A 24,073-nucleotide genomic window follows, 5' to 3' on the forward strand; every position below is an offset into this window, starting at 1 on the left:
GCTTCACCGATGTATAGCAGAGCGGTACACCCCCTTCGAGTTCGATATGGTCGATTGCGCCAGATCATAGGCGTGTCGAGCATTTTCGACCTCGTTGAGATATTCGACCGTCCAGGCATAGAGCGCTTTGAACGGTCGCTGAAGTTTGCGGCCCAGCGCACTGATCTCATACTCCACCGACACGGGTGAGGTGGGTAGCACATGGCGTGTGAGCAGTCCGTTACGCTCCAGCCGGCGCAGACATTCCGTCAAGGCCTTCTGCGAGACACCTTCCAGCCTCCTCTTGATTTCATTGAAGCGCAGCGGCCCGGAATCGAGAACTGTCAGAACCATCATCGACCATTTGTCCGCAATCTGGTCGAACAGAATCCGGCTCGGGCAATCAACCGCAAATCGTTGTGGTGCGTTCTTGGACATCGTGGTTACCTCCAATATACCTGGTCGATTATAAGTGCGTAATTGAAATTAAGTATAAAAAATATACTATGGTCAGCGTCAACCTAACTGGAAATCTGGTCATGACTCAAATTTCACTTGATGCACTGTTCGAGCCGTTCGAGTTCAAATCCCTGAAACTGAAGGGCCGCGTGGTGATGTCGCCGATGACGCGCTCGTTTTCCCCCGGCGGTGTGCCCGGGTCCGACGTTGCGGCCTACTATCGGCGTCGCGCTGAAAACGGCGTGGGTCTGATTCTTTCAGAGGGTACGGTGATCGATCGTCCGGCGTCCCGCAATGATCAGAACATCCCGCTATTCCATGGCGATGCTGCATTGGCGGGCTGGCAGCGAGTGATTGACGATGTTCATGCGGCGGGTGGTGCAATGGGGCCTCAGCTTTGGCACGTTGGCTCGGTCAAGAGTCCGATGACCCCGTGGGAACCGGCAAGCGGCATCGAGAGTCCGTCCGGCCTGGTCGACGCCAATGAAGCGCGGGGCATCGCCATGAGCGAGGAAGCGATTGCCGATACCATCGAGGCCTTTGCCCGTGCCGCAGCGGACGCCCGCCGGCTGGGTTTCGACGTCATCGAGATTCATGGCGCGCATGGGTATCTGATTGATCAGTTTTTCTGGGCGGCGACCAATCGTCGTTCAGACCAATATGGCGGCGCCACGCTCAAGCAGCGTTCACGCTTTGCGGTGGACGTGATCCGGGCGATCCGGCGCGCTCTCGGTCCCGAGTTCCCGATCATTCTGCGACTCAGCCAGTGGAAGCAGCAGGATTATGCGGTGCGACTGGCCGAGACGCCGGCGGCCATGGCCGACTGGCTGATGCCGCTGGTCGAGGCGGGAGCGGACATCCTGCATTGTTCCCAGCGGCGCTTCTGGGAGCCGGAATTCCCCGAAGTTGATGGTCTGGACGGGCTGAATTTCGCCGGCTGGGCCAAGAAGCTGACCGGCGCGGCCACCATCACGGTGGGATCGGTGGGACTCTCGGGTGATTTCCTGAGCGCATTCGGTGGAGAAGCTTCGCAGTCGGCGAGCCTTGCAAATCTTGTTCAGCGGCTGGAGCGCGAGGAATTCGATCTGGTGGCAGTGGGACGCGCGCTGCTTAGCGATTTCGCCTGGACTGAAAAACTGCGTCGCGGCGAACCGCTTGGAGGATTCAATCCCAGTGATATGGCGGCACTGAACTGAGCTATGACAATCTGACGGACGCTTAGGCATCCGTCAGATTTCTGGCAAAACCTACGGTATCAAAATGTAGCGGCAGGCAGGTCAGACGGAAATCGGCCGAAACGGACGTTGGCCCTCGCTGTTACTCGGACATTCGAATGTCTCCTCCACCTAGTATCTGTGCGGGGCCTTTTCGGCAGCTGCTGCGCGGATCTTGTTCGCAAACGAAAAGACATATGTTGGCCTCGCAGCTGCGAATTTGACGTCGTCAGTTCATGTGGCCTGGGGCGAGAATTGAATAAATAGGGTCTTATGAATGCGCCGCTCGCGCGTCATTTGGGCGCGCCCTGGTCACAGCAGTGGGGGCAGGTCAGGCGCGGAGATTGGGAATTTCCCCAGGCGATTCCAGTATTCATGCCGCTCGGGACAGTTCTCGCATGGTGAGGCAACAGCTTGCGTGCCCATGTCGATCTGTTGTTCGAGACAGCAGCTCAATGCGCCTATCGCATTGTTTTAATTGATAAATTTAAAACCATGCGCCTGCCGTACGCTAGTCGCGAGTTCCAGGTTAAGTGAACAAGGTTCCAACCTAAGTGAACCTCGACACGAACCGCGACACTGGCCCCGTTCTTGTAATTGTCATCCCCCGTCCATATAATTAGCACTCACTGCACGAGAGTGCTAACAATTCGCTGGCGGGCCCGCTTCGGCTTGAGGCCCGCCAGGTTTTCCTGAGTATCTCCAAGTCTCAATCAAGAGAGAGGATCTATCCATGAACCTTCGTCCTTTGCATGATCGCGTGATCGTCAAACGCCTCGATCAAGAAACCAAGACCGCATCGGGCATCGTGATCCCGGACGCAGCGGCAGAAAAGCCGGATCAGGGTGAAGTCCTGGCCATCGGCCCGGGCAAGCGCGATGACAAGGGCGCGCTGATCGCGCTCGACGTGAAGGTCGGCGATCGCGTCCTGTTCGGCAAGTACGCTGGTCAGACCGTCAAGGTCGACGGCCAGGAACTGCTGGTGATGCGTGAAGAAGACATCATGGCCGTGGTGAACAAGTAAGTTCATTCCACCGCTAATTCTTAGAGAATTCAAGGAGTTAAAAGATGGCAGCTAAAGACGTCGTGTTCGGCGATTCCGCCCGTGCCAAGATGGTTGAAGGCGTGAACATTCTCGCCAACGCAGTGAAGGTCACGCTGGGTCCGAAGGGCCGCAACGTGGTCCTCGAGCGCTCGTTCGGCGGCCCGACGGTCACCAAGGACGGTGTCTCGGTCGCGAAGGAAATCGAGCTGAAGGACAAGCTCCAGAACATGGGCGCGCAGATGGTCAAGGAAGTCGCTTCCAAGACCAGCGACAACGCCGGTGACGGCACCACGACCGCTACGGTCCTGGCCCAGTCGATCGTTCGCGAAGGCATGAAGTACGTTGCATCGGGCATGAACCCGATGGACCTGAAGCGCGGTATCGACAAGGCCGTCGCAGCAGCGATCGAAGAACTGCGCAAGATCAGCAAGCCCTGCACGACCAACAAGGAAATCGCGCAAGTCGGCTCGATCTCGGCGAACAGCGATTCGTCGATCGGCGACCGTATTGCTGAAGCGATGGACAAGGTCGGCAAGGAAGGCGTCATCACCGTCGAAGACGGCAAGTCGCTGCAAGACGAGCTGGAAGTCGTCGAAGGTATGCAGTTCGACCGCGGCTACCTCTCGCCGTACTTCATCAACAATCCGGACAAGCAAGTCGCCGTTCTGGAGAGCCCGTTCGTCCTGCTGTTCGACAAGAAGATCTCGAACATCCGTGACCTGCTGCCGGTTCTGGAACAAGTCGCGAAGGCTGGCCGTCCGCTGCTGATCATCGCTGAAGACGTCGAAGGCGAAGCGCTCGCAACGCTGGTCGTCAACAACATCCGCGGCATCCTGAAGACCGTCGCCGTCAAGGCTCCGGGCTTCGGCGACCGTCGCAAGGCGATGCTGGAAGACATCGCGATCCTGACCGGCGGTCAGGTTATCGCGGAAGAAACCGGCCTGACGCTCGAAAAGGCATCGCTGAACGAACTCGGTCAAGCGAAGCGCATCGAAGTGGGCAAGGAAAACACGACGATCATCGACGGTGCTGGCGTTGCCGCGAACATCGAAGCGCGCGTCAAGCAGATCCGCACGCAGATCGAAGAAGCGACCTCGGACTACGACCGTGAAAAGCTGCAAGAGCGCGTGGCCAAGCTGGCCGGCGGCGTTGCAGTGATCAAGGTCGGCGCTGCGACCGAAGTCGAAATGAAGGAAAAGAAGGCACGCGTCGAAGACGCGCTGCACGCAACCCGCGCTGCCGTTGAAGAAGGCATCGTCCCGGGCGGCGGCGTCGCACTGATCCGCGCTCGTGCTGCGGTTACGGGCCTGAAGGGCATCAACGCCGATCAGGACGCCGGTATCAAGATCGTCCTGCGCGCAATGGAAGAGCCGCTGCGCCAGATCGTCACGAACGGCGGCGAAGAAGCCAGCGTGGTCGTGGCAGCTGTTGCGGCTGGTCAGGGCAACTACGGCTACAACGCAGCGACCGGCGAGTACGGCGACCTGGTTGAAGCCGGCGTCGTCGACCCGACGAAGGTCACGCGCACCGCGCTGCAAAATGCAGCTTCGGTTGCTGGCCTGCTGCTGACGACGGATGCAGCCGTTGCTGAAGTGGCGAAGGAAGATGCCCCGATGCCCGGCGGTATGGGTGGCATGGGCGGCATGGGCGGTATGGGCATGGACATGTAACTCCGGTTCGTCCGGCGTTATATCGAAGTGCAGGGAATGCGCCTTGCGGCGCGTTCCCGCCCAAAAGAAAAAACCCGCAGCGATGCGGGTTTTTTTATATGCGCACGGTTTTGCCGGGCTTAGGCGACTCGTGCCTTCGATTACGTCTTCATTGGTGCGCTTCGTCGGACGGCGGTGCGTCACCGGCGCCATCCTGGGACGTCTCGCTGTCGTTGCTCCGTGCCCAGAAAAAACGGTCCGGCAACCAGGCGCCCATTCCGGGCCGAAACGCGCTTTGCACCGCCTGATACAGATATTCCTGCGCTTCGCGCACCGCTTCGGGCGGCTCCTGGCCGTTCGCGAGCAGTGCCGCGATCGCCGCTCCGAGCGTGTCGGTCAGGCCCATCATCGGCTGCGTGGCGCGCTCCCACAGGTCCTGGCGCAGCTGGCCATCCTCGGAAAATAGCGTGTTGACCATGCGATGCGTGCCCGTCTCCATCGAAAGGATGTACTCGCAACCGGTCGACAGCAGATGCGCGATCGCCGCGTCGATGCTCGGCGCTTCCGCGTCGCCATCGGGCTGCGCGAGTGCGAGCAGCGTCGTGGCGTCCGCGATGAGCAGCGTGGTCTGCGGCGCCAGCAGATCGGCGATCGCTTCGCGTAATTCGTCGGCGGCCAGCACGTGTTCGTCGTCGAGTGTGAAGTCGGGCGCGAGGATGAGGGGGATGTCGTCGTAGTCAGCGACTACTTCGGCAATTGCGCTCACCACTTCGGCGCGCGTCGCCGCGCCGACCTTGAAGGCCGCCACGGGCATGTCTTCCAGCAGCATCCGGGCCTGGGTCGCGACGACTTCGGGATCGAGTCCGGTGACTTCGTCGCAGCCCGCCGAATCCCGCACGGTGTAGCCGGTCAGCACGCTGACGCCGTGGCAGCCCATGCTGGCGAGGGTCAGCAGGTCGGCCTGGAGGCCGCTGCCGCCTGTCGGATCGGAAAGGCCGAAAGTGAGGACGATGGGAGGCGTGTCGCTGGGCATGGATGTGGCGAATGTGGGGTGTGGGGCGCAGTTGGCGGCCTGGAGCGGTGCCGCGGCTCCAATTATGCGGCTTATCGGCGCGCCCGGGGACGGATGACGATTGCGGCGCGCGGATTTATGTGCGACGCGGCGCCGCGCCACCGATCTCCTCTGTTCTTCTCGCCGGATCTGATACGGGACGAGTCCATCGTTAGGTTTGCTAGGCACAAAATCGGCAACACGGTACCATCATGGCTCTTGTTTCCCGACTGTTTTTTCTGGACTTTTCGACGCGGTATAAGAATGGAATATAGAAGCTGGATGTGCCTGATCTGCGGCTGGATCTACGACGAGGAAGCCGGTTTGCCAGAGGAAGGCATCGCGCCCGGCACGCGCTGGGAAGATGTTCCGATCAACTGGACCTGTCCTGAGTGCGGCGCACGCAAGGAAGACTTCGAGATGGTCCAGATCTGACGCCGTGTGCAGGCGGGGTGCGCTTTTTGCTCACCGCTTTTTGCCTGCTTAGTGCTTTTCTCATGCGCGGGGTTCGTACGCATGGTTCGCGTTCGCCGAGGCGGCCGCACGCCGGCCTTCGCGATGTCGTGAAATCTGCCTTCATTGGGTTGCGCGCCGTACTGCCTGGCAGTGACGGCGTGCCGAGCCGGAGCGCGGCACACAGGCCGCTTGCGCCGCTGCTTGGCTCCGCAATCGTTTTCGGCGCTGTCTCATCTAACTCATGAGTCTTCGTTCAACGTCCGTCGTCCGTTTCGAAGCGTTGCCCAATCCGCGCGGCGGTCGCGTGCCGCATGCCCGCGACGCGCTCGCCGAGGCGCTGTACGCGCTTGACACGGATGGCGGGCACGTCGCCACGCCGCTGCGCCATGCGGCAAACGCGTTGCGCGAGGCGGGCTGGCTCGGTGCGGCGCGTTTCGCCGACACGCTGCTGCTCGCGTCGCCGTTCGCGCTATCCGTGATCGGGAGTGCGGCCGTGCACAGCGCGCAGCCATCGCGCCACGCGCCTGAGGGTGACAGCGATCAAGCCGTGCGCGCGCTCTTTCGCGACGCGCTCGCCGATCTCGCTGCCGCGCTCGATCGGCACAATCTGCGCGAGCTTTCGTGCTCGCCGGCGCTCTACGCGCGGCAGCATTCGCTGGTTGTTGTGCTCGGGCGCCACATGCCGGGTATTTCGCTGGCCTACGAGGATGTCGCGCTGCAGGGCCGGCCCATCGCGCCCGCGACCCTGCATGCGCTGCCCGCGCACAAACTCGCGCAGATTCGCGCGCGTTACGAGTCGGCGCTGCTGCCCGCGCTCAAGGCGCGACACTCGAGCGGCAGCCGTGCGGCGGCGGCATTGGCGGACGCGGCGTTCGACGAGATGGACGTCTGCCTCGCCGAACTCGCGAGCCCCGACCCTTACGATTACTGGCGCCTTGCGGCGGCGTGCGGCCGCGCGTTGCGGCGCGGTGCGGTGTCGTGGGGCGACGAGGACGTGCGGCGGTTCTACGCCCGCTGTAATCTGCTGCTCGCCGATCACGCGCACGGGCTGCGCGTCGCGCCGCAATCGCTGGTGCGCGCGACGCTCGCGCTGTTGTGGCGCGACTACGCGCTCTTTGGCGCGGCGGCCGAAGATACCGATGACGTCGAACTGCTGCGCGACCACGGCCTGACTGTGGACTGGCACATCGCGGGCACACAGGCGTCCGAGGTGCTCTGGGAGGCGGGGGCCGCGCAGGCGGACGCCACGGCGTCGGGCGTCGCGCCCACGCGCGAACTCGGCGCGCTCGCGGTCAACGCGAATGCGTATGAGGATTTCCTGCAGACCGCCGATGCGTCGATGGCTGCACTCTCAGCGCACGCTGAGGCGTGGTCCGCGCGCACGCAACGCGACGCCGCGCAGGCCGTGCTCGCGGCCGATGCGTCATACGGGCTCGGCGCGGCGGCGTGGGCCATTGGCCTCGGCCACGTCGGGCTGCTCGCCGATGCGCTTGGGCTCGCGTGGCGGCGCACCGCTCATGCCGCGGGGCAGTCCGGGCCGCTCGATCTGCCGCTGGCGGCCAACGTGACTTCCGCCCTGGATGCCGCCGCAGTCGAGCGCGCCGGCGAATCACTGCGCGCGATGCTGCACAAGATCGCGGCAGGCGTCGCGCAGCCCGATGCGGCGAGCGCAGTGCGCGCGCTCGCCGCGTCGATCGCGGGCGCGGCGGCGTTGCCTGAGCGTCCTGACGGCGCGCAGTCCGATTTACTCCGTTAGGACCCGCTGGCGCGTGTGTTCGGGCATCGTGCTTGCGTTCGCTTCGGCATTCGTCCGCGTTTTTCCATACGCAGCTTCGCTGGCCGTGTCATGGCACAACTTTCGACGCCGAGCCAACCGAGTTCGCCGGCCGGCGTCGTTACCGCCTTGTGCATTGCAGAAGAGGCGCGCACGCGTGTTAGAGTGACTCATTCCCGTTTGTAAGCATCGCGGCGAGAGGAAGCCGCGATGCGCGCGCCTTCTTGGCGCGCCGCGGCCCCGAAGACGGCGGCGCCGGCGTACCGGCGCGAAGCCGCCATTCCGCATCGTCTTTGCTAGAATTCAAACCATGTCCAAGAGTAACGATCGCATCAATCTGACCAACCAGTTCCTGATTGCCATGCCCAACATGGCAGACCCCACGTTTTCAGGAACTGTGGTCTACCTTTGCGATCATTCCGAGCGCGGCGCGCTCGGCCTCGTCATCAATCGTCCCACCGACATCGACCTGCAGGCCCTCTTTTCCCGCATCGACCTCAAGCTCGAAATCGAACCGCTCCTGCACGTGCCTGTCTATTTCGGCGGCCCCGTCCAGACCGAGCGGGGCTTCGTATTGCATGCACCTGAAGAGGGCACGAGCTATACATCGTCGATGTCCGTGCCGGGCGGCCTCGACATGACCACGTCGAAGGATGTGCTCGAAGCCGTCGCGAACGGCAAGGGCCCCGAGCGCTTCCTGCTCACGCTCGGTCACGCAGGCTGGGGTGCGGGCCAGCTCGAAGACGAAATCTCGCGCAACGGCTGGCTCACGGTCGAAGCCGATCCGAAGATCGTCTTCGACGTGCCCGCCGAAGAGCGCTTCGAAGCGGCGCTCGCGCTGCTCGGCATCTCGTCGTCGATGCTTTCGGGCGAAGCGGGCCACGCATGAGCGTGGCGCCCGGGCGGGGCGCGAGCGAGGCCACCCTGCTTGCGTTCGACTACGGCGAAAAGCGCATCGGCGTTGCGCTCGGCAACGTGCTCACGCGCAGCGCCCGCCCGCTTACCGTGATCCAGAACCGCAGTACCGGCTATCGTTTTGAAGCCATCGGCGTACTGCTGCGCGAGTGGCAGCCCGATCTGCTCGTGGTCGGCCTGCCGACGCACCCGGACGGCACGCCGCACATCATGACGCAGTTGGCGAAGCGCTTCGGCAACCAGCTTAACGGGCGCTTCAATGTACCGGTGGTATGGGTGGACGAGCGCTACTCGTCCGTCGATGCAGAAGCGCGCATGCGCGAACGCGGCGACGACATGGATCAGCTCGACGCCGAAGCGGCCTGCGTGATCCTCCAGCAATACCTCGACGAACGCTCCGCGCCCACGCCATGAGTCCCAGCGACACGCTCGACGCCGAGGCGCTGTATTGCGCCGTCCTCGATCAGATCCGCGCTGCGTATTCCGTCGATGCGTTTAGCGCGCCCGATGGCGTCGCGATCGCCGGCATTTACAGCGGCGGCGCATGGATTGCCGCGCGGCTCGCACACGATCTCGGCGCGAGTGGATGGGGCGTCATCAATGTCGCGCTCCATCGCGACGATTACGCGAAAAAAGGCCTGCACAGCGAAGCGAGTCCGACCTCGTTGCCGTTCGACGTGCAGGGCCGCCGCATCGTGCTGGTCGACGACGTGCTGTACACGGGCCGCACGGTGCGCGCGGCCATCAATGAGTTGTACGACTTTGGCCGCCCTGCGTCGGTGGAACTGGCGGTGCTCGTCGACCGCGGCGGCCGTGAGCTGCCGGTGGCGGCGCGTTTTGCCGGCGGTACCGCGGCCGTGGCCGCCGACGCATCGCTCGTGCTCGAACGCAATGCCGACGGACGTTTCGCGTTTCACGTCGAGCCGCGCGGCGGCAACTGACTGACCCGCATGCAACGTGTGCCTCGCGACAGAACCGGCTTCATGCGCGCTCTGTTCAAACCTGGCCCTGCGTGCAAAGGAACCTTGCAATGAACACACAGCCCACCGCAGCACCCGCCGATAACGGACGCTTTCGTTACGGCTTCCTGAAGGGCAATCCGCAACTCACGAAGAACGGCGAACTCAAGCACCTGCTGACGATCGAGGGCCTGCCGCGTGCGATCGTCACGCACATTCTCGACACCGCTGCGCAATTCGTGAGCGTGACCGACCGCGACGTGAAGAAGGTGCCGCTCCTGCGCGGCAAGTCGGTATTCAATCTGTTCTTCGAGAACTCGACGCGCACGCGCACGACCTTCGAAATCGCGGCCAAGCGTCTTTCGGCGGACGTGCTCAACCTGAACATCAACGCGTCCTCGACGAGCAAAGGCGAAACGCTCCTCGACACGATCGGCAATCTGTCCGCGATGCACGCCGACATGTTCGTCGTGCGCCACGCGTCGAGTGGCGCGCCGTATCTGATCGCCGAGCATTGCGCGCCGCACGTCCACGTGATCAACGCGGGCGACGGACGTCACGCGCATCCCACGCAGGGTCTGCTCGACATGTACACGATCCGCCACTACAAGCGCGATTTCACGAATCTGCGCGTAGCGATCGTCGGCGATATTCTGCACTCACGCGTCGCGCGCTCGGACATTCACGCGCTCACCACGCTCGGCGTGCCCGAAGTACGCGCGATCGGGCCGCGCACGCTTCTGCCAGGCGGGCTCGAACAGATGGGCGTGCGCGTCTTCCACAACCTCGACGAAGGCTTGAAGGACGTTGACGTCATTATCATGCTGCGTCTGCAGAACGAGCGCATGAGCGGCGCGCTGCTGCCTTCGGCGCAGGAATACTTCAAGAGCTGGGGCCTCACGCCCGAGCGCCTCGCGCTCGCACAATCCGATGCGATCGTGATGCATCCGGGGCCGATGAACCGTGGCGTCGAAATCGACTCGCAGGTCGCGGACGGCCCGCAGTCGGTGATTCTCAACCAGGTGAGTTTCGGCATCGCGGTGCGCATGGCTGTGATGGGCATCGTCGCGGGAAATAACGAGTGAACCCGAGGAAATCCGAGGGAACAACAGGGCAGCGCATGAAGATTCATATTCAAGGCGGCACGCTGATCGACCCGGCGGCCGGCATCGAACAGCAGCAGGATGTGTACATCGCGGGCGGCACGATCGTCGCGCTGGGTGCGGCGCCTGCCGGCTTCCAGGCAGATAAAACGATCGACGCGAAGGGGCTTTGCGTGGCGCCCGGACTCGTCGACCTGAGCGCGCGGCTGCGCGAGCCGGGCTATGAGCATAAGGCCACGCTCGATTCGGAAATGGCCGCGGCACTCGCCGGCGGTGTGACGAGCCTCGTGTGCCCGCCCGACACCGATCCCGTGCTCGATGAAGCGGGCCTGATCGAGATGCTCAAGTACCGCGTCAGCAAACTCGATCGCGCGCGCGTCTATCCGCTCGGCGCGCTCACGGTGGGCCTGAAGGGCGAGGTGATCACGGAGATGGTGTCGCTTACGGAAGCCGGCTGCATCGGCTTCACACAGGTGGATAAGCCCATCGCCGATACTCAGGTTCTGCTGCGTGCGCTGCAGTACGCGAGCACGTATGGCTATGCCGCGTGGCTGCGTCCCCAGGATGCGTTCCTTTCGAAGGGCGGCGTGGCGGCGAGCGGCGCGGTGGCGTCGCGGCTCGGCTTGTCTGGCGTGCCGGTGAGCGCGGAGACGATCGCGCTGCATACGCTCTTCGAACTGATGCGCGTAACGGGTGCGCGTGTGCATGTGATGCATCTTTCGTCGGCTGCGGGCGTTGCGCTCGTGCGCGCGGCAAAGGCCGAAGGATTGCCGGTGACGTGCGACGTGAGCGCGAACCATGTGCATCTGATCGACATGGACATCGGCTATTTCGATGCGCAGTTCCGACTCGATCCGCCGCTGCGCCAGCAGCGCGATCGCGACGCGATTCGCGCAGGTCTCACGGACGGCACGATCGACGCGATCTGTTCGGACCACACGCCCGTGGACGACGACGAAAAGCTCTTGCCGTTCGCCGAGGCGAGCCCGGGCTCGACCGGGCTCGAACTCCTTCTTTCGCTCACGTTGAAGTGGGCAGAGGAGGTGGGCGTGCCGCTCGTCAAGGCGCTAGCACGTGTCACGTCGGCGCCGGCTGGCATCGTGAAGCTCGACGCAGGCCGCATTGCGGTCGGCGCGAATGCGGATCTCTGCGTGTTCGACGCGCACGCGCACTGGCGCGTGGAGCCGCGCGCGCTGAAGAGCCAGGGGCACAACACACCGTTTCTCGGCTATGAATTGCCTGGCGTCGTGCGCGCGACGCTCGTCGCGGGGCGCGTCGGCTTCGAGCGCGGTTGAGTCTGCCCGCACGACAGCCGCATTGCATCGATCGCTATCGTTTTCGACTGGTTCGCCATGAGTCTCTTTGTTCGCAAGACCCGTTTGCTTATCCACCTGTTGCGCGGTGCGCTGACCGTTGCGTTGCGCTTTCCGCGCGCGAGCGCCGATCAGCGCCACGCCATGAACCGTGCGTGGTCGCTCAAGATGCTCGAACTGTGCGGCATGAAGCTCGTCGTCCATAACGACGCGGCTCGTCTCGATGCCCGCGCGCTCGTCGTCTGCAACCACATCTCGTGGATCGACATTTATGTGATCAACGCGTGGCGGCCGACGCCGTTCGTGTCGAAGGCCGAGATCCGGAGCTGGCCGCTGATCGGCTGGTTCGCGCAGAATCTCGATACGGTGTTCGTCGAGCGCGAAAAGCGCAGCGACGCGAAGCGCATCATGCACGAACTGGCGGCGCGGCTGGACCGTGGCGAGCTGATGTGCGTGTTCCCCGAGGGCACGACGACGGACGGGCGCGCGCTCAAGACGTTTCATACGAACATGTTTCAGGCGGCTGTCGAGGCAGGCTGTCCCGTGCAGCCGCTGTGCATCCTCTACGAGGACGCAGAGGGGCGGCAGTCCATGGCGCCCGCTTATATCGACGATGTTTCGCTCAAGCAGTCGCTCGATGCGATGCTCAAGGCGGGGCCGTTGACCGCACACGTCTACGTGGGTGAGCCGATCCAGGCCGAGGGCGACCGGCGCAAGCTGGCGGCGCAGGCTGAGGCCGCGGTGGGCGCGGCGCTCGATGAGATGCGGGGGGTGCCACTGCCAGGCAGTGAGGGCGTGATGCAGGCGTCCTGACGGGGGCACCCTCCCGGTCACGCGGCGCGTTGCGGCGGCTCGCGTGTGCCCGCCCGGGCGGGTGTCACGCAGGTATCAAGAATCAGGCACTGATGGCGCGGCAGTCCGTGCACTCGACCTGCGTGAGTGTGCGGCGCGCGGGATCGGCTTCGAGACGCACCGCCGAAAGCTGGTTGCCCCAGACGCAGCCGGAATCGAGCCCGATTACGTTATCGCGCAGCGTGAGCCCGAGCGCCGCCCAATGGCCGAACACCACGATGTCGTCGGCTGTCCTGCGTCCGGGAACGTCGAACCAGGGCATATATCCCGCGGGCGCCGAGGCGAGCCCGCCACTCGAACTGAAATCCATCGCGCCGTCACCGTTGCAGAAACGCATGCGGGTGAGTGCGCTGCACGTAATGCGCAGACGCTCGATGCCCTTCAGATCCTTCGACCAGCGGCTCGGCTCATTTCCGTAGAGGCCCGCCAGGGTCTCCTTCCAGTTGTCGCGGCGCAGGGCCTGTTCGAGTTCGTGCGCGAGTTCGAGCGTGAGATCGACATCCCACTGCGGCAGCACGCCCGCATGCACCATCAACATGCCGTTCTCATAGTGCGCGATGGGGCGATGGCGGACCCAGTGCAGCAGATCGGCAGCGTCCTTCGCGTTCAGGATATCGTCGATCGTGTCGCCATTCTTCGCCCTGCGAATCCCCGCCGAGACGGACAGCAAATGCAGGTCGTGGTTACCGAGAACGGCCACGCCGCGATCGCCGAGCGCGATCACGTCGCGCAGTGTCGCGAGCGAATCGGGGCCACGATTGATCAGATCGCCTGCAAACCACAGTGGTGTTTCGGCGGTGGGCGCGGCCTTGGCAAGGAGTTCGCGGAACGAATTGCGGCACCCCTGAAGGTCGCCGAAGGCGAGAGGGGCCGGGTGCGGCTTGAACGTAGTCATCGAAACAGAAACGGTGGCGGGCGTTGCATGGATGAGCGCAGACGGTAACACAGGAAGCCGACTCTAGTATCGCAATGAAATCGCAGACCGGAAATTGCGCGGGTCGCCTTTGCGAAGCCCCGCCGTGCACGGACGGATTATGTCAGGTTGATTAATAATGGCGATGCTGCAGTTGCCCTGGCGGCAGTCTTATAATCAGGGCCGCGACGTCGTCCGCCGACCTTGCGGCCCGGAAAATCCGGGCCAATTGCCTGAATTGAAACCTTTTTTTTCAGCAGTCTTTCGAATCGCCGTGGTTCGTCATACGGCAGACTTCTGCTGTAATGATTGCAAGGGATTTCCATGATTCTCGTGACGGGCGGTGCCGGATTTATCGGTGCTAACTTTGTGCTGGACTGGTTCCGTCAATCGGACGAGCCTGTCGTCAACGTCGACAAGCTGACCTACGCGGGCAACTACGGCACGCTGAAGCCGCTGCACGACAACCCCAGGCATGTTTTCGCGCGCGTCGACATCTGCGACCGCACAGCACTCGATACGCTCTTCGCCGAACATCGGCCGCGCGCTGTGCTGCATTTTGCAGCGGAGAGCCACGTCGACCGCTCCATACATGGTCCCGCGGACTTTGTTCAGACCAATGTGATTGGCACGTTCACGTTGCTCGAGGCGGCTCGGCAGCATTGGAGCACCCTGGATGCCGCTGGCCAGGCCGCGTTTCGCTTCCTGCACGTCTCCACAGATGAAGTGTTCGGCTCGCTCTCGGCCGCAGACCAGCCTTTTTCAGAGACCACGCCGTACGCGCCGAACAGTCCTTATTCGGCGAGCAAAGCCGGTTCCGATCACCTGGTGCGCGCCTGGCATCACACCTATGGCATGCCGACGCTCACGACAAATTGCTCGAATAACTACGGCCCATATCAGTTCCCCGAAAAGCTCATCCCGCTGATGATCGCGAATGCGCTCGCCGGCGAGCCGCTTCCGGTGTACGGCGATGGGCAAAACGTGCGTGACTGGTTGTATGTGGGCGACCATTGCAGCGCGATCCGCGAAGTACTCGCGCGCGGGCGGGTCGGCGAGACGTACAACGTCGGCGGCTGGAACGAGAAAAAGAACCTCGAAGTCGTGCATACGTTGTGCGACCTGCTGGACCAGTCGCGGCCAAAGGCGGCGGGCTCTTACCGCGACCAGATCACCTATGTGAAGGACCGCCCCGGCCACGACCGGCGTTATGCCATCGACGCACGCAAGCTGGAGCGCGAACTGGGCTGGAAGCCCGCGGAAACGTTCGAGACGGGTCTTGCGAAGACGGTGCGCTGGTATCTCGACAACCAGCACTGGGTTGACGAAGTCGCTTCGGGCGACTATCGCAAATGGGTTGAAACGAATTACGCGCGGCGCGCGTAAGGGCAAAATCGATGGCACGCAAAGGCATCATCCTCGCAGGCGGTTCGGGCACGCGGCTCTATCCGATCACCCATGTGGTGTCGAAACAGCTACTACCCGTCTACGACAAGCCGATGATCTATTACCCGCTGTCGACGCTGATGGTGGCGGGCATTCGGGATGTGATGATCATCTCCACTCCACAGGACACGCCGCGTTTTGAAGCGATGCTCGGCGACGGCAGCCAGTGGGGCATGAATATCCAGTACGCGGTCCAGCCTTCGCCGGATGGACTCGCCCAGGCGTTCATCATCGGGCGCGATTTTGTCGCCAATGATCCCTCCGCGTTGATTCTCGGCGACAACATTTTCTACGGGCACGATTTCGCGAAACAGCTCGCGCGCGCTAACCAGCAAACGCAAGGCGCGACCGTTTTTGCGTACCACGTTCAAGATCCCGAGCGCTATGGCGTCGTGGAGTTCGACAAGCAATACCGCGCCCTGTCGATCGAAGAAAAGCCTGCCGTGCCGCGTTCGAACTACGCCGTGACCGGTCTGTATTTCTACGACAACCAGGTGTGCGATATCGCGGCCGATATAAAGCCTTCGGCTCGCGGCGAACTTGAGATCACGGATGTCAATTCGCGCTATCTCGCCAGCGGCGAGCTGGATGTGGAAATACTGGGGCGTGGATACGCGTGGCTGGATACGGGCACACACGATTCGCTCATCGATGCCGCCACGTTCATCGCAACATTGCAGAAGCGCCAAGGTCTCGTCGTGGCCTGCCCTGAGGAGATTGCATACCGCTTGAACTGGATCGATGCCGGACAACTCGAGCGTTTAGCGTTGCCGCTCGCGAAGAATGGTTATGGCAAATACCTCCTCAAGATACTCTCGGACCCCGTCGCGTGAAAATCACTGTCATTCCGACGTCACTACCAGAAGTGAAGATCGTCGAACCTAAAGTTTTTGCCGATTCGCGCGGTTTCTTCTTTGAGAGTTTCAACGCGACGGAATTCGCCGAGGCGGTAGGCGAGCCCGTGGAGTTTGTACAAGACAATCACTCGCTTTCGTCGAAAGGTGTGCTGCGTGGGCTGCACTACCAGATCGAACATGCGCAGGGCAAGTTGGTGCGTGTCATCGCGGGCGAAGTGTTCGACGTTGCAGTGGACATCCGGGCGAGTTCGCCGAACTTCGGGAAGTGGACTGGTGTGCGGCTGAGCGCTGAGAACAAGCGGCAGTTGTGGATTCCGGGCGGTTTCGCACACGGGTTTGTGGTGCTGTCCGAGACGGCGGAATTCCTGTACAAGACGACCGACTACTGGTTTCCGCAGCACGAGCGAACGCTTTTGTGGAACGACCCGGCAATCGGAATTCAATGGCCGATCGACGCCGAGCCGAGCCTGGCCGAAAAAGACGCCGCGGGAAAAAGGCTGGCAGAAGCCGAGACATTCGCGTGAGGAAGCCAATTGAGTAATGCCATGCAGCCGAAGATTCTTGTTTCCGGCAAGAACGGGCAAGTTGGTTTCGAACTGGAACGAGCGCTTCAGGGTCTCGGGACTATTGTTGCGCTTGACCGTGTTGCCCTCGATCTCGCGGATTTCGATCAGATCCGGCAAGTCTTAAGGGAAATCAAGCCCGCACTCATTGTCAATCCAGCGGCCTATACCGCGGTTGACAGGGCAGAGACTGAACCCGATCTGGCGCAGCGTATCAATGGTGATGCGCCGGGTGTGCTTGCAGAGGAAGCCCGGCGGCTAGGCGTCCCGCTCATTCACTATTCGACCGACTATGTGTTCGATGGAACGAAAGAGGGCGCCTACGACGAGACCGACAAAGCGAATCCGCAAAGTGCCTATGGTCTCAGCAAGCTCGCCGGTGAACGTGCTATTGCCGAGGTCGACTGCGCGCACGTGATACTGCGGACGAGTTGGGTCTATGGTCAGCGAGGCAAGAATTTCCTGCTGACAATGTTGCGTCTGGCGGCGGAGCGGCCGGAGTTGCGAATCGTCGAGGACCAGCGCGGGGCGCCGACCTGGGCAGCGACAATCGCGGCGATGACTTCACACATCGTGGCTCAGGGCCTGGTGACAAACACAGACGGTGCGGATTGGTGGCGCCAGAAGTCAGGCGTTTATCACCTGACTGCATCAGGCTCGACCACATGGTTCGACTTCGCTAACGCGATTTTCGAATTGTCCTCACTGGAGAACAAGCCGGTGGTGACGCCCATTGCATCGTCCGAATATCCCCTGCCTGCAAAGCGCCCAGGGAACTCGTGCTTATCCAATGAAAAGCTGGCTGCGAGCTTTGGCCTGCGTGCACCTGACTGGCGCGACGCGCTGCGGCTTTGCCTTGCGGGTCTGAGTGCTTGATCTCTTCGTTTCGCGCAGAAGTGGGAGTCTCAGGGTTTTGAAGCGATGCGCCGATACAGGTCGGCGTACGCGTCTGCCATTTTGTCAGCGGTAAAGAGCTTCGTGAATCGCTCCCGGGCACCTGCGCCTAGCTCTGACGCCAACTGATCATCGTTCCAGATGCGATCGATCGCACTACGAAGGGATAGCGCATCGCTGGGCGGCACCACCAGTCCGGTCTTGCCCGCGATATTCACGTAGCTTGTCCCCGTACCGATCTCACATGAGATGAGCGGCTTTCCGTACATGGCACCTTCCAGCAACGAAATGCCGAAGGCCTCCGAGCGCAGGTGTGATGGAAACACCAGTCCGCGGCAAAGTGTTAGAAGTGCTACTTTATCTTCGTCCGGGAGAGCCCCTACGAAGTGTACGTGACGCAACCCAAGGCTATCCGCTTGTGCTTTCAGTTCACCCTCCAGCGGACCGCCGCCCAGAATCACTACGTCATAGTCCGTGCCCTTGAGCGCGTCGAGCAGGACGTGGAGCCCTTTATAGTACCGGAGCATTCCAACAAAAAGCAGGAAGCGCGGCCCAATCCGCGCGCGCCATTCCGCAATCTTTGCATCGGTGGCCCGAGGGTAGGCGTGCTCGTTCAATCCAATCGGGATGACTTCGACTTTGCTCGCAAAGCGACGGAGCACGGGGCTTGTCTGCGCATAATTCGGCGACGTCGCGACGATCTTCGTTACGCTGCCGAGAAAGGCCAGCATTAATGGCCGATACAACTGCAGAAGCGCTTTTTGTCTGATGATATCCGAGTGGTAGGTCACCACCGTTGGCTTGTTCAGTCGGGTAAGAAAATGCGCCACGTCCATGAATGGCCATGGGAAGTGGTAGTGAATGACGTCGGCCGTTTTCGCAAGTTCCTTAAGCCGTACCAACGACGATAGCGAGAAATAGGACGACGCGAGCTTGAAGTCGAGTCGCGCACGATAGTGCTTGTGGTCACCGAGGTCGACGGTCGACGTATCTTTGCTGAGGGTCAGTACGTCACTGGGTATCCCGCGGCTTGCCGCCCCGCTGCAGATCTCACCAATCAGTTGTTCGACCCCGCCCATCGAATCGGGCTTGTACGTTTTGTAAAAGTGGAGAACGCGCATGCTATCGAATCAGGGTCTTCCACCAAACCGCATATGGTTGGGCAAGCCACCATTTTAGAGGGACGTGGCCGTGATGGCGTCGTACCGTTTCCATTGCCTCCTTGTAGTGGAGGCGGCGGTGAATGCGTGTTTTGGTGGCGTCGTGGTTGCGGTTGATGGCGATATCCTCGTCGACGAAACCGAGTGGGCCGCCATGACGATAGAGCCTCCACCATAGGTCGTAGTCCAGGGCCATCTTGAGATTCGGATCGAGACCGCCAACAGCAGTCCATGCACTGCGGCGAATCAGCGACGCGGGTTGTGTTATGACGCAGCGCGTTGCCATGCGTCGCACGTTAAACGGTTCGACCCATGCAGGCGTACGGCGACCGCTTGCGTCGTCGAGATGCCAGGCTTTGCCATAGGCGGCTGGCCAGGCAGAATGTCGCTCCATGGCATTCACGAGTTTGTCGAGGCCGCCCGGTAAAAGCAGGTCATCGCTATTAAGCCAACAGACGTACGGGGCAGTTCCGCGGGCGATTCCCTCGTTGATCGCCGCCGCCTGGCCGTCGTCCTTGTGGCTGCGCCAGCCTGCCAGTTTTGATTGCCAGTTCTGGATGATCGAAACCGATTCATCGGTCGAGCCGCCGTCCATGACGAAGATTTCGGTTGAGACCGTCTGAGCGGCGATCGAACGCAGCGCTTCGTCGAGATATCGTCCTTGGTTGTACGATGGCACGACCACCGTAACGACGGGCTTGCGATCATTCATACAGTCATGGCATTTCGCAGTTGAATTAGCTTCGGTAAGCAGGAGGATGCCTTCCGCGAGCGTAATTTTTAATTTGTCAGAGCAACCGCATGGACTTTTCACCGGACCGGGGCAAGTTTGCCATTATCCGGAAAGCATCGAACGACGGCACAGATTGTAGCATCTGCGAATTGCCTTAAATGCTCCAGAAATTACCGACACAATCACGTGGCCTAAAATTTGCTAAAGGTGACATTTACTTACAAATTGTTGCTGATTGGTTACATTGATTTATGTGTCCTGCTAAGGGATCAGGGTATTCACGAAACAATTGTCTGGCTTGGGCGCCAACTGCTTAGCGTGGTGGGCCACAGAGATACACTTGTACTGTCACATCAAAGTTGTATGATTTGGCTGCCATAACGAGTGATTGTAAGAAAACATGGTGTTCGAGCTGATGCCATTTAGTATGGCAAATCGAGGCTCCGTCTAGCGACGTGGCGTACTTGCGAGATTAAAGTCTGATCGTGGTAGTGATCAGACTGCAATCGCTTCTACAATCAACCATTCCTTACGGCAGGAGTCCCGGTGCCAGAAATATCTATAATCGTCCCGGTCTATAAGGAAGAAGCCAATATCCGCCCTTTCCTGATGCGCGCAGAGGCCGTGTGTGAGCGGATGGGCAAGAGCTATGAGATTGTTTTCGCGCTTGATCCGTCGCCGGACAGGACCGAAGAGGTCATTCTCGACGAGATCAATCGCAACGCATCAATCAAGTTGCTCGTCTTTTCGCGCCGGTTCGGACAACCTGCGGCGACCATGGCCGGAATTCTGTCCTGCACCGGAGACACGTGCGTCGTCATCGATGTGGACCTGCAGGACCAGCCTGAACTGATCGAGCAACTCTATTCAAAACTCGCAGACGGTTACGAAGTAGTTTATGCCAAGCGGATTTCCCGCAAAGGAGAAACGCTGGTCAAGCGCGTGATCTCTCACGTCGGTTACTCGGTGATAAACAGGTTCAGTGACGTGGACATCCCGCGGAATACGGGCGACTTCCGGATCATGACGCGACGCGTTGTCGAGGAACTGCGCCGCCTCAATGAAAGCCATGGATTCCTGCGCGGTCTGGTCGCGTACGTCGGCTTCAAGCAGGCCTTCATCGAATATGAGCGCGATGAGCGGTTCGCCGGAAAAGGTAATTACAATCGTCTTACCGGTTCGCTAAAGATTGGTTTGAACGGACTAATCAGCTTCAGTTCGCGTCCGCTTTCCATGATGTCGGTCGTGGGCTTCTTCCTCGCGGGCCTGTCGTTCCTCCTGGCAGCGTGGTACGTGTTTCAAAAGCTGATAGGCGTCAATCTGACGCCAGGGCTTTCCACGAACGTTCTGCTCATCTGCTTCTTCGCTGGGGTGCAACTTCTGGGTCTTGGGCTGATCGGCGAGTACGTAGGGCGTATCTACGATGAGGTGAAACGCCGACCGATGTATATCGTTGACCGGAAGATCAATTTCGGAGAGCAAGAGTGACATTGCCGTTTTCGTTACCGGCTCCGCAGGGCTCTTCATCGGCACCCGAATGGGATGGGATGAGCTTTCGGGTGGGAGATGTTCATACACCCGTGCTCGAGTACCGCGAGAATTTCGCTGGCTGGTCGGACGATTTAACGGCACTTTACGAAGTGGCGGCGGGGGAAAACCATCCGATCGATATCGCGTCCCGTCGCAATGCGATTCAGGAACTGGGAAAATCCATGCGCAGCGGCGACGCGGTCATCACGGAGATCGGATGTTCGTCGGGCTTCCTGATTCGCGATCTCGTTGCCGAATTCCCCTCGGCCCGTGTCATTGGCGCAAACGTCGTGAACGACCCGTTATACCGGCTCGCGACGCGTCTGCCCGGAGTCCCCTTGATACGTTTTGATCTCCTGCAATGTCCGTTACCAGATCAAAGTGTCGACGTGCTAATCATGCTCAATGTCCTCGAGCATATTGAGGACGACGTTGTTGCTCTGCAGCGCGCGTTCAATCCACTGAAGCCGGGCGGAATTCGCGCCTTGGCGACCGCACAGCGCCCACGATAGGCCGTCGGAAATATGCAACGTCTCAACACTCTCGTGTCAGCTCATTTTTTCACGCTTACGAAATTCGGCATTGTTGGAGCAATTACGGCCGGGATCTATTTTCTCGTGATGTGGATCGCGAATTCGCTGATCGGATTGCACTACATCGTCTCGGTCACGGCGGCATACTTGATCTCGACGACGTTTCATTTCCTTGCCAATCGTCACTTCACGTTTGGCGCCGTCGATGAGTCGCACGCAAACCAGTTACTCCGCTATCTGGTCATGTGGGTTGTGAACTATGCAATCACGATAATCATAGTCAGCCGTTGTGTGAAGGACTTCGGACTATCGCCTTATATGGGAGCTTTCATTTCTATTGTCGCGACAGTCATAACAGGCTATCTATTCTCAAGGTTCTGGATTTTCAGGGGTAGGGGGATTAGAACATGAGTCGATATGTGGTAACTGGATGCGCTGGTTTCATCGGGAGTAATCTCGTCGATCGACTGTTGGCAGATGGTCATTCTGTCTTCGGTATCGACAATTTCAGTACTGGCCAGCGCCGGTTCCTCGACTTGGCACTTAAGAACCCCAGTTTCAAGCTGTTCGAAATCGATATTCTGGATCTTGACGTTTTGAGGCAGGCATTTGCCGGCGCGGAAGCCGTATTTCATCTGGCGGCCAACGCTGACGTCCGCTTCGGGACCGAGCATCCGCGCAAAGACCTCGAGCAGAACACGATCGCTACGTACAACGTGCTGGAGGCGATGCGTCACAGCGGAATCAGGAAGATTGCATTTTCGTCGACGGGCTCGGTGTACGGTGAAGCTCAAGTTGTGCCGACGCCAGAAGATGGACCGTTTCCGGTGCAGACTTCATTGTATGGCGCGTCCAAAGCGGCGGGCGAAGGGCTGATTTCCGCGTATTGCGAGGGTTTCGGATTTCAGGCTTGCATCTTCCGCTTCGTGTCGATACTGGGCGAGCGGTACACGCATGGTCACGTCTTTGATTTCTATCGCAAACTCAAGGACGATCCGTCGCGCTTGCCCGTATTGGGCAACGGCAAGCAACGCAAGTCGTATCTTTACGTTCAGGACTGTATCGATGCTATTTTGCTCGCGATGAACAAGGCACCGGATAAGGTGAACATATTCAATCTCGGCGTGGATGGATACTGCGAGGTGAACGACTCCATCGGGTGGATCTGCGAACAGCTCAACGTCAAGCCTCGACTCGAGTACGCGGGTGGTGATCGGGGCTGGATCGGAGACAATCCGTTCATCTTTCTCGACACGAAGAGAATTCAGTCGCTGGGATGGAGACCCAAATACGGGATTCGCGAGGGCGTGATCAAAACGGTCGAATATCTTCGCGCCAATGAATGGGTCTTCGAGATGAGAGACCGATCATGAAAATTTGCGTGCAAGGACTTTGGCACCTTGGGTCCGTAACTGCGGCGTGCTGCGCATCTGTCGGGCATGACGTGGTCGGTCTCGACGCAGATGAACAGACCATCAATGATCTCCGCTCGGGAAAGGCGCCACTTTTCGAGCCGGGATTGGATGCACTACTGAGCGACGGATTGAACTCCGGTCGGCTACGTTTTACGACAGACATCGAAAGCGCCGTAGGGGATATCGATGTTCTGTGGGTCGCGTTTGATACTCCCGTGGACGACAACGATAAGGCGGATGTCGATTTTGTCCTCGAACAGATCAAGAGCGTGTTGCCCGCCTTGCGCTCAAAAGCTGTCGTGCTGGTGTCGTCGCAAATGCCTGTGGGTTCGATGCGCATCCTGGAGCAGTTTGCCACCGAAACGCAGCACGACAAGCAGTTTGCGTTTGCTTACTCGCCCGAGAACCTGCGCCTTGGCAAGGCAATCGATGTGTTCCTGAAGCCGGATCGCATCGTTGTCGGAACGAACGTTTCCGAGGCACGTGTCGTATTGGAGGGGCTCGTCGCGCCAATTACGGACAAGGTGGAGTGGATGTCCATTGCGTCGGCCGAGATGACCAAGCATGCGATCAACGCATTCCTCGCCATATCGGTGACCTTTGCGAATGAGATCGCATCCATATGCGAAGCGGTGGGCGCGGATGCGACGGAGGTCGCACGTGGGTTGAAGACCGAGGCACGGATCGGCCCCAAGGCGTACGTTTCTCCGGGCGGACCGTTCGCGGGTGGAACACTGGCGCGTGACATCGAGTTTCTCGGTCTGGCTAGCAAGGCATCTGGACTAACGACACCTCTTCTATCGTCGGTGCGCGCAAGCAACGACGAACATAAGAATTGGGTACGGCGAAAATTGCTTGGCCGGTTTCCGAGTCTGGAAGGCATTACCGTTGCCATTTGGGGCCTCACCTATAAGCCGGGCACCGACACGCTGCGTCGCTCACTTGCGGTGGAACTTTGTGACTGGTTGATTGCTCAAGGTGCGGTGGTGCATGTACATGATCCAGTCGTTCGAGAACTGCCGGCCCGCTGGGAAGGCCGCGTCAGCAGTTTCGCCAACGCCGGGGATGCCGTAAAACGTGTCGATGCTCTCGTGGTGGGCACCGAATGGCCAATGTTTCGTGAGGCAGGAGCGAAGCTTCAGGCTTACGCGAAGCCCGAACTGCTCGTGATCGATGCCAACCGACATCTGGAGTCTTCGTTGACGAGTTTAACCACAGTCGAATATGTAGCGGTGGGGACGTCTTCACACGGGCACTGAC

The 24,073-nt window shown here is 60.5% G+C and carries 26 protein-coding genes; 20 read left to right on the forward strand and 6 right to left on the reverse strand.

Annotated features, from left to right (window positions below):
- Positions 1–3: 3 nt before the first annotated feature.
- On the reverse strand, positions 4–417 hold the full coding sequence (locus D1Y85_RS04695; RefSeq protein WP_124149888.1) for a winged helix-turn-helix transcriptional regulator: 414 nt from the start codon (positions 415–417) through the stop codon (positions 4–6).
- A 101-nt stretch (positions 418–518) separates the two neighbouring features.
- On the opposite strand from D1Y85_RS04695, the gene D1Y85_RS04700 reads away from it, so the two are divergent.
- The 3 genes from D1Y85_RS04700 (at position 519) to groL (ending at position 4,367) form a co-directional block, all read left to right on the forward strand.
- Complete coding sequence (locus tag D1Y85_RS04700; RefSeq protein WP_124149889.1) at positions 519–1,634, forward strand: NADH:flavin oxidoreductase; 1,116 nt, start codon at positions 519–521, stop codon at positions 1,632–1,634.
- Between the two features lie 751 nt (positions 1,635–2,385).
- The gene (groES, locus tag D1Y85_RS04705; protein ID WP_091996917.1) at positions 2,386–2,676 is read left to right on the forward strand and encodes a co-chaperone GroES; all 291 of its coding nucleotides are present in this window, start codon (positions 2,386–2,388) and stop codon (positions 2,674–2,676) included.
- Positions 2,677–2,720: 44 nt separating this feature from the next.
- Complete coding sequence (gene groL / locus D1Y85_RS04710; protein WP_124149890.1) at positions 2,721–4,367, forward strand: chaperonin GroEL; 1,647 nt, start codon at positions 2,721–2,723, stop codon at positions 4,365–4,367.
- Between the two features lie 148 nt (positions 4,368–4,515).
- Here the strand turns inward: groL and D1Y85_RS04715 are convergent, their stop codons facing one another.
- Entirely contained in the window at positions 4,516–5,379 is an 864-nt protein-coding gene (locus tag D1Y85_RS04715) for a hydroxymethylpyrimidine/phosphomethylpyrimidine kinase (RefSeq protein ID WP_124149891.1), read from the reverse strand.
- 282 nt (positions 5,380–5,661) lie between these two features.
- On the opposite strand from D1Y85_RS04715, the gene D1Y85_RS04720 reads away from it, so the two are divergent.
- The 8 genes from D1Y85_RS04720 to D1Y85_RS04755 all read left to right on the forward strand — a co-directional run bounded on the left by D1Y85_RS04720 (position 5,662) and on the right by D1Y85_RS04755 (position 12,730).
- Complete coding sequence (locus D1Y85_RS04720; protein WP_025527884.1) at positions 5,662–5,832, forward strand: rubredoxin; 171 nt, start codon at positions 5,662–5,664, stop codon at positions 5,830–5,832.
- Positions 5,833–6,094: 262 nt separating this feature from the next.
- Positions 6,095–7,609 carry a hypothetical protein gene (locus D1Y85_RS04725; protein WP_124149892.1) on the forward strand — a complete coding sequence of 505 codons (1,515 nt, stop codon included), beginning with the start codon at positions 6,095–6,097 and terminating at the stop codon, positions 7,607–7,609.
- A gap of 328 nt (positions 7,610–7,937) precedes the next feature.
- Complete coding sequence (locus tag D1Y85_RS04730; RefSeq protein WP_124149893.1) at positions 7,938–8,516, forward strand: YqgE/AlgH family protein; 579 nt, start codon at positions 7,938–7,940, stop codon at positions 8,514–8,516.
- Positions 8,513–8,956, forward strand: a complete 444-nt coding sequence (gene ruvX / locus D1Y85_RS04735; RefSeq protein ID WP_124149894.1) for a Holliday junction resolvase RuvX — start codon at positions 8,513–8,515, stop codon at positions 8,954–8,956. Before D1Y85_RS04730 ends, ruvX begins: the two co-directional genes overlap by 4 nt.
- Positions 8,953–9,483 (forward strand): bifunctional pyr operon transcriptional regulator/uracil phosphoribosyltransferase PyrR, encoded by a 531-nt coding sequence (gene pyrR / locus D1Y85_RS04740; RefSeq protein ID WP_124149895.1) that lies wholly within the window; start codon positions 8,953–8,955, stop codon positions 9,481–9,483. The genes ruvX and pyrR overlap by 4 nt, the downstream gene beginning before the upstream one ends.
- An 89-nt stretch (positions 9,484–9,572) precedes the next feature.
- Positions 9,573–10,586, forward strand: coding sequence for an aspartate carbamoyltransferase catalytic subunit (locus tag D1Y85_RS04745; protein ID WP_124149896.1), 1,014 nt, complete (start codon positions 9,573–9,575; stop codon positions 10,584–10,586).
- Positions 10,587–10,621: 35 nt separating this feature from the next.
- The gene (locus D1Y85_RS04750; protein WP_124149897.1) at positions 10,622–11,899 is read left to right on the forward strand and encodes a dihydroorotase; all 1,278 of its coding nucleotides are present in this window, start codon (positions 10,622–10,624) and stop codon (positions 11,897–11,899) included.
- A gap of 57 nt (positions 11,900–11,956) precedes the next feature.
- On the forward strand, positions 11,957–12,730 hold the full coding sequence (locus tag D1Y85_RS04755; RefSeq protein ID WP_124149898.1) for a lysophospholipid acyltransferase family protein: 774 nt from the start codon (positions 11,957–11,959) through the stop codon (positions 12,728–12,730).
- Positions 12,731–12,812: 82 nt separating this feature from the next.
- Here D1Y85_RS04755 and D1Y85_RS04760 read toward each other — a convergent pair whose 3' ends face one another.
- On the reverse strand, positions 12,813–13,664 hold the full coding sequence (locus tag D1Y85_RS04760) for a symmetrical bis(5'-nucleosyl)-tetraphosphatase (RefSeq protein ID WP_124149899.1): 852 nt from the start codon (positions 13,662–13,664) through the stop codon (positions 12,813–12,815).
- A gap of 137 nt (positions 13,665–13,801) precedes the next feature.
- A complete protein-coding gene (locus D1Y85_RS04765) occupies positions 13,802–14,008 on the reverse strand; it encodes a hypothetical protein (protein WP_124149900.1) in 207 nt (68 codons plus the stop codon).
- On the opposite strand from D1Y85_RS04765, the gene rfbB reads away from it, so the two are divergent.
- From rfbB to rfbD, 4 genes are read left to right on the forward strand one after another with little or no spacing between them, the layout of a single operon-like run.
- Positions 14,007–15,068 (forward strand): dTDP-glucose 4,6-dehydratase, encoded by a 1,062-nt coding sequence (gene rfbB / locus D1Y85_RS04770; RefSeq protein ID WP_124149901.1) that lies wholly within the window; start codon positions 14,007–14,009, stop codon positions 15,066–15,068. The two genes, D1Y85_RS04765 and rfbB, sit on opposite strands and share 2 nt — an antisense overlap.
- A gap of 11 nt (positions 15,069–15,079) precedes the next feature.
- Positions 15,080–15,961 (forward strand): glucose-1-phosphate thymidylyltransferase RfbA, encoded by an 882-nt coding sequence (gene rfbA / locus D1Y85_RS04775; protein ID WP_124149902.1) that lies wholly within the window; start codon positions 15,080–15,082, stop codon positions 15,959–15,961.
- The gene (gene rfbC / locus D1Y85_RS04780) at positions 15,958–16,509 is read left to right on the forward strand and encodes a dTDP-4-dehydrorhamnose 3,5-epimerase (protein ID WP_124149903.1); all 552 of its coding nucleotides are present in this window, start codon (positions 15,958–15,960) and stop codon (positions 16,507–16,509) included. Before rfbA ends, rfbC begins: the two co-directional genes overlap by 4 nt.
- 21 nt (positions 16,510–16,530) lie before the next feature.
- Positions 16,531–17,424, forward strand: coding sequence for a dTDP-4-dehydrorhamnose reductase (gene rfbD, locus D1Y85_RS04785; RefSeq protein WP_124149904.1), 894 nt, complete (start codon positions 16,531–16,533; stop codon positions 17,422–17,424).
- Positions 17,425–17,453: 29 nt separating this feature from the next.
- Here the strand turns inward: rfbD and D1Y85_RS04790 are convergent, their stop codons facing one another.
- Entirely contained in the window at positions 17,454–18,563 is a 1,110-nt protein-coding gene (locus tag D1Y85_RS04790; protein ID WP_124149905.1) for a glycosyltransferase family 4 protein, read from the reverse strand.
- 1 nt (position 18,564) lies between these two features.
- Complete coding sequence (locus tag D1Y85_RS04795) at positions 18,565–19,314, reverse strand: glycosyltransferase family 2 protein (RefSeq protein WP_124149906.1); 750 nt, start codon at positions 19,312–19,314, stop codon at positions 18,565–18,567.
- A gap of 567 nt (positions 19,315–19,881) precedes the next feature.
- On the opposite strand from D1Y85_RS04795, the gene D1Y85_RS04800 reads away from it, so the two are divergent.
- From D1Y85_RS04800 to D1Y85_RS04820, 5 genes are all read left to right on the forward strand, one after another.
- Positions 19,882–20,823, forward strand: coding sequence for a glycosyltransferase family 2 protein (locus D1Y85_RS04800; RefSeq protein WP_124149907.1), 942 nt, complete (start codon positions 19,882–19,884; stop codon positions 20,821–20,823).
- Positions 20,820–21,377, forward strand: a complete 558-nt coding sequence (locus D1Y85_RS04805) for a class I SAM-dependent methyltransferase (RefSeq protein ID WP_124149908.1) — start codon at positions 20,820–20,822, stop codon at positions 21,375–21,377. Before D1Y85_RS04800 ends, D1Y85_RS04805 begins: the two co-directional genes overlap by 4 nt.
- 108 nt (positions 21,378–21,485) lie before the next feature.
- Positions 21,486–21,809 (forward strand): GtrA family protein, encoded by a 324-nt coding sequence (locus D1Y85_RS28055; RefSeq protein ID WP_425466882.1) that lies wholly within the window; start codon positions 21,486–21,488, stop codon positions 21,807–21,809.
- Positions 21,806–22,771 carry an NAD-dependent epimerase/dehydratase family protein gene (locus D1Y85_RS04815; RefSeq protein ID WP_124149910.1) on the forward strand — a complete coding sequence of 322 codons (966 nt, stop codon included), beginning with the start codon at positions 21,806–21,808 and terminating at the stop codon, positions 22,769–22,771. Before D1Y85_RS28055 ends, D1Y85_RS04815 begins: the two co-directional genes overlap by 4 nt.
- Positions 22,768–24,072 carry a UDP-glucose dehydrogenase family protein gene (locus tag D1Y85_RS04820; RefSeq protein ID WP_185218908.1) on the forward strand — a complete coding sequence of 435 codons (1,305 nt, stop codon included), beginning with the start codon at positions 22,768–22,770 and terminating at the stop codon, positions 24,070–24,072. The genes D1Y85_RS04815 and D1Y85_RS04820 overlap by 4 nt, the downstream gene beginning before the upstream one ends.
- Position 24,073: the final 1 nt, after the last annotated feature.

The sequence above is a fragment of the Paraburkholderia dinghuensis genome, from assembly GCF_003837865.1.
Lineage (GTDB): Bacteria > Pseudomonadota > Gammaproteobacteria > Burkholderiales > Burkholderiaceae > Paraburkholderia > Paraburkholderia dinghuensis.

Bases quoted from the DNA above. Each gene is read 5' to 3' on its own strand.
- D1Y85_RS04695 (WP_124149888.1), bottom strand. From the start codon at position 417: ATGTCCAAGAACGCACCACAACGATTTGCGGTTGATTGCCCGAGCCGG.
- D1Y85_RS04700 (WP_124149889.1), top strand. From the start codon at position 519: ATGACTCAAATTTCACTTGATGCACTGTTCGAGCCGTTCGAGTTCAAA.
- groES (WP_091996917.1), top strand. From the start codon at position 2,386: ATGAACCTTCGTCCTTTGCATGATCGCGTGATCGTCAAACGCCTCGAT.
- groL (WP_124149890.1), top strand. From the start codon at position 2,721: ATGGCAGCTAAAGACGTCGTGTTCGGCGATTCCGCCCGTGCCAAGATG.
- D1Y85_RS04715 (WP_124149891.1), bottom strand. From the start codon at position 5,379: ATGCCCAGCGACACGCCTCCCATCGTCCTCACTTTCGGCCTTTCCGAT.
- D1Y85_RS04720 (WP_025527884.1), top strand. From the start codon at position 5,662: ATGGAATATAGAAGCTGGATGTGCCTGATCTGCGGCTGGATCTACGAC.
- D1Y85_RS04725 (WP_124149892.1), top strand. From the start codon at position 6,095: ATGAGTCTTCGTTCAACGTCCGTCGTCCGTTTCGAAGCGTTGCCCAAT.
- D1Y85_RS04730 (WP_124149893.1), top strand. From the start codon at position 7,938: ATGTCCAAGAGTAACGATCGCATCAATCTGACCAACCAGTTCCTGATT.
- ruvX (WP_124149894.1), top strand. From the start codon at position 8,513: ATGAGCGTGGCGCCCGGGCGGGGCGCGAGCGAGGCCACCCTGCTTGCG.
- pyrR (WP_124149895.1), top strand. From the start codon at position 8,953: ATGAGTCCCAGCGACACGCTCGACGCCGAGGCGCTGTATTGCGCCGTC.
- D1Y85_RS04745 (WP_124149896.1), top strand. From the start codon at position 9,573: ATGAACACACAGCCCACCGCAGCACCCGCCGATAACGGACGCTTTCGT.
- D1Y85_RS04750 (WP_124149897.1), top strand. From the start codon at position 10,622: ATGAAGATTCATATTCAAGGCGGCACGCTGATCGACCCGGCGGCCGGC.
- D1Y85_RS04755 (WP_124149898.1), top strand. From the start codon at position 11,957: ATGAGTCTCTTTGTTCGCAAGACCCGTTTGCTTATCCACCTGTTGCGC.
- D1Y85_RS04760 (WP_124149899.1), bottom strand. From the start codon at position 13,664: ATGACTACGTTCAAGCCGCACCCGGCCCCTCTCGCCTTCGGCGACCTT.
- rfbB (WP_124149901.1), top strand. From the start codon at position 14,007: ATGATTCTCGTGACGGGCGGTGCCGGATTTATCGGTGCTAACTTTGTG.
- D1Y85_RS04765 (WP_124149900.1), bottom strand. From the start codon at position 14,008: ATGGAAATCCCTTGCAATCATTACAGCAGAAGTCTGCCGTATGACGAA.
- rfbA (WP_124149902.1), top strand. From the start codon at position 15,080: ATGGCACGCAAAGGCATCATCCTCGCAGGCGGTTCGGGCACGCGGCTC.
- rfbD (WP_124149904.1), top strand. From the start codon at position 16,531: ATGCAGCCGAAGATTCTTGTTTCCGGCAAGAACGGGCAAGTTGGTTTC.
- D1Y85_RS04790 (WP_124149905.1), bottom strand. From the start codon at position 18,563: ATGCGCGTTCTCCACTTTTACAAAACGTACAAGCCCGATTCGATGGGC.
- D1Y85_RS04795 (WP_124149906.1), bottom strand. From the start codon at position 19,314: ATGAATGATCGCAAGCCCGTCGTTACGGTGGTCGTGCCATCGTACAAC.
- D1Y85_RS28055 (WP_425466882.1), top strand. From the start codon at position 21,486: ATGTGGATCGCGAATTCGCTGATCGGATTGCACTACATCGTCTCGGTC.
- D1Y85_RS04815 (WP_124149910.1), top strand. From the start codon at position 21,806: ATGAGTCGATATGTGGTAACTGGATGCGCTGGTTTCATCGGGAGTAAT.
- D1Y85_RS04820 (WP_185218908.1), top strand. From the start codon at position 22,768: ATGAAAATTTGCGTGCAAGGACTTTGGCACCTTGGGTCCGTAACTGCG.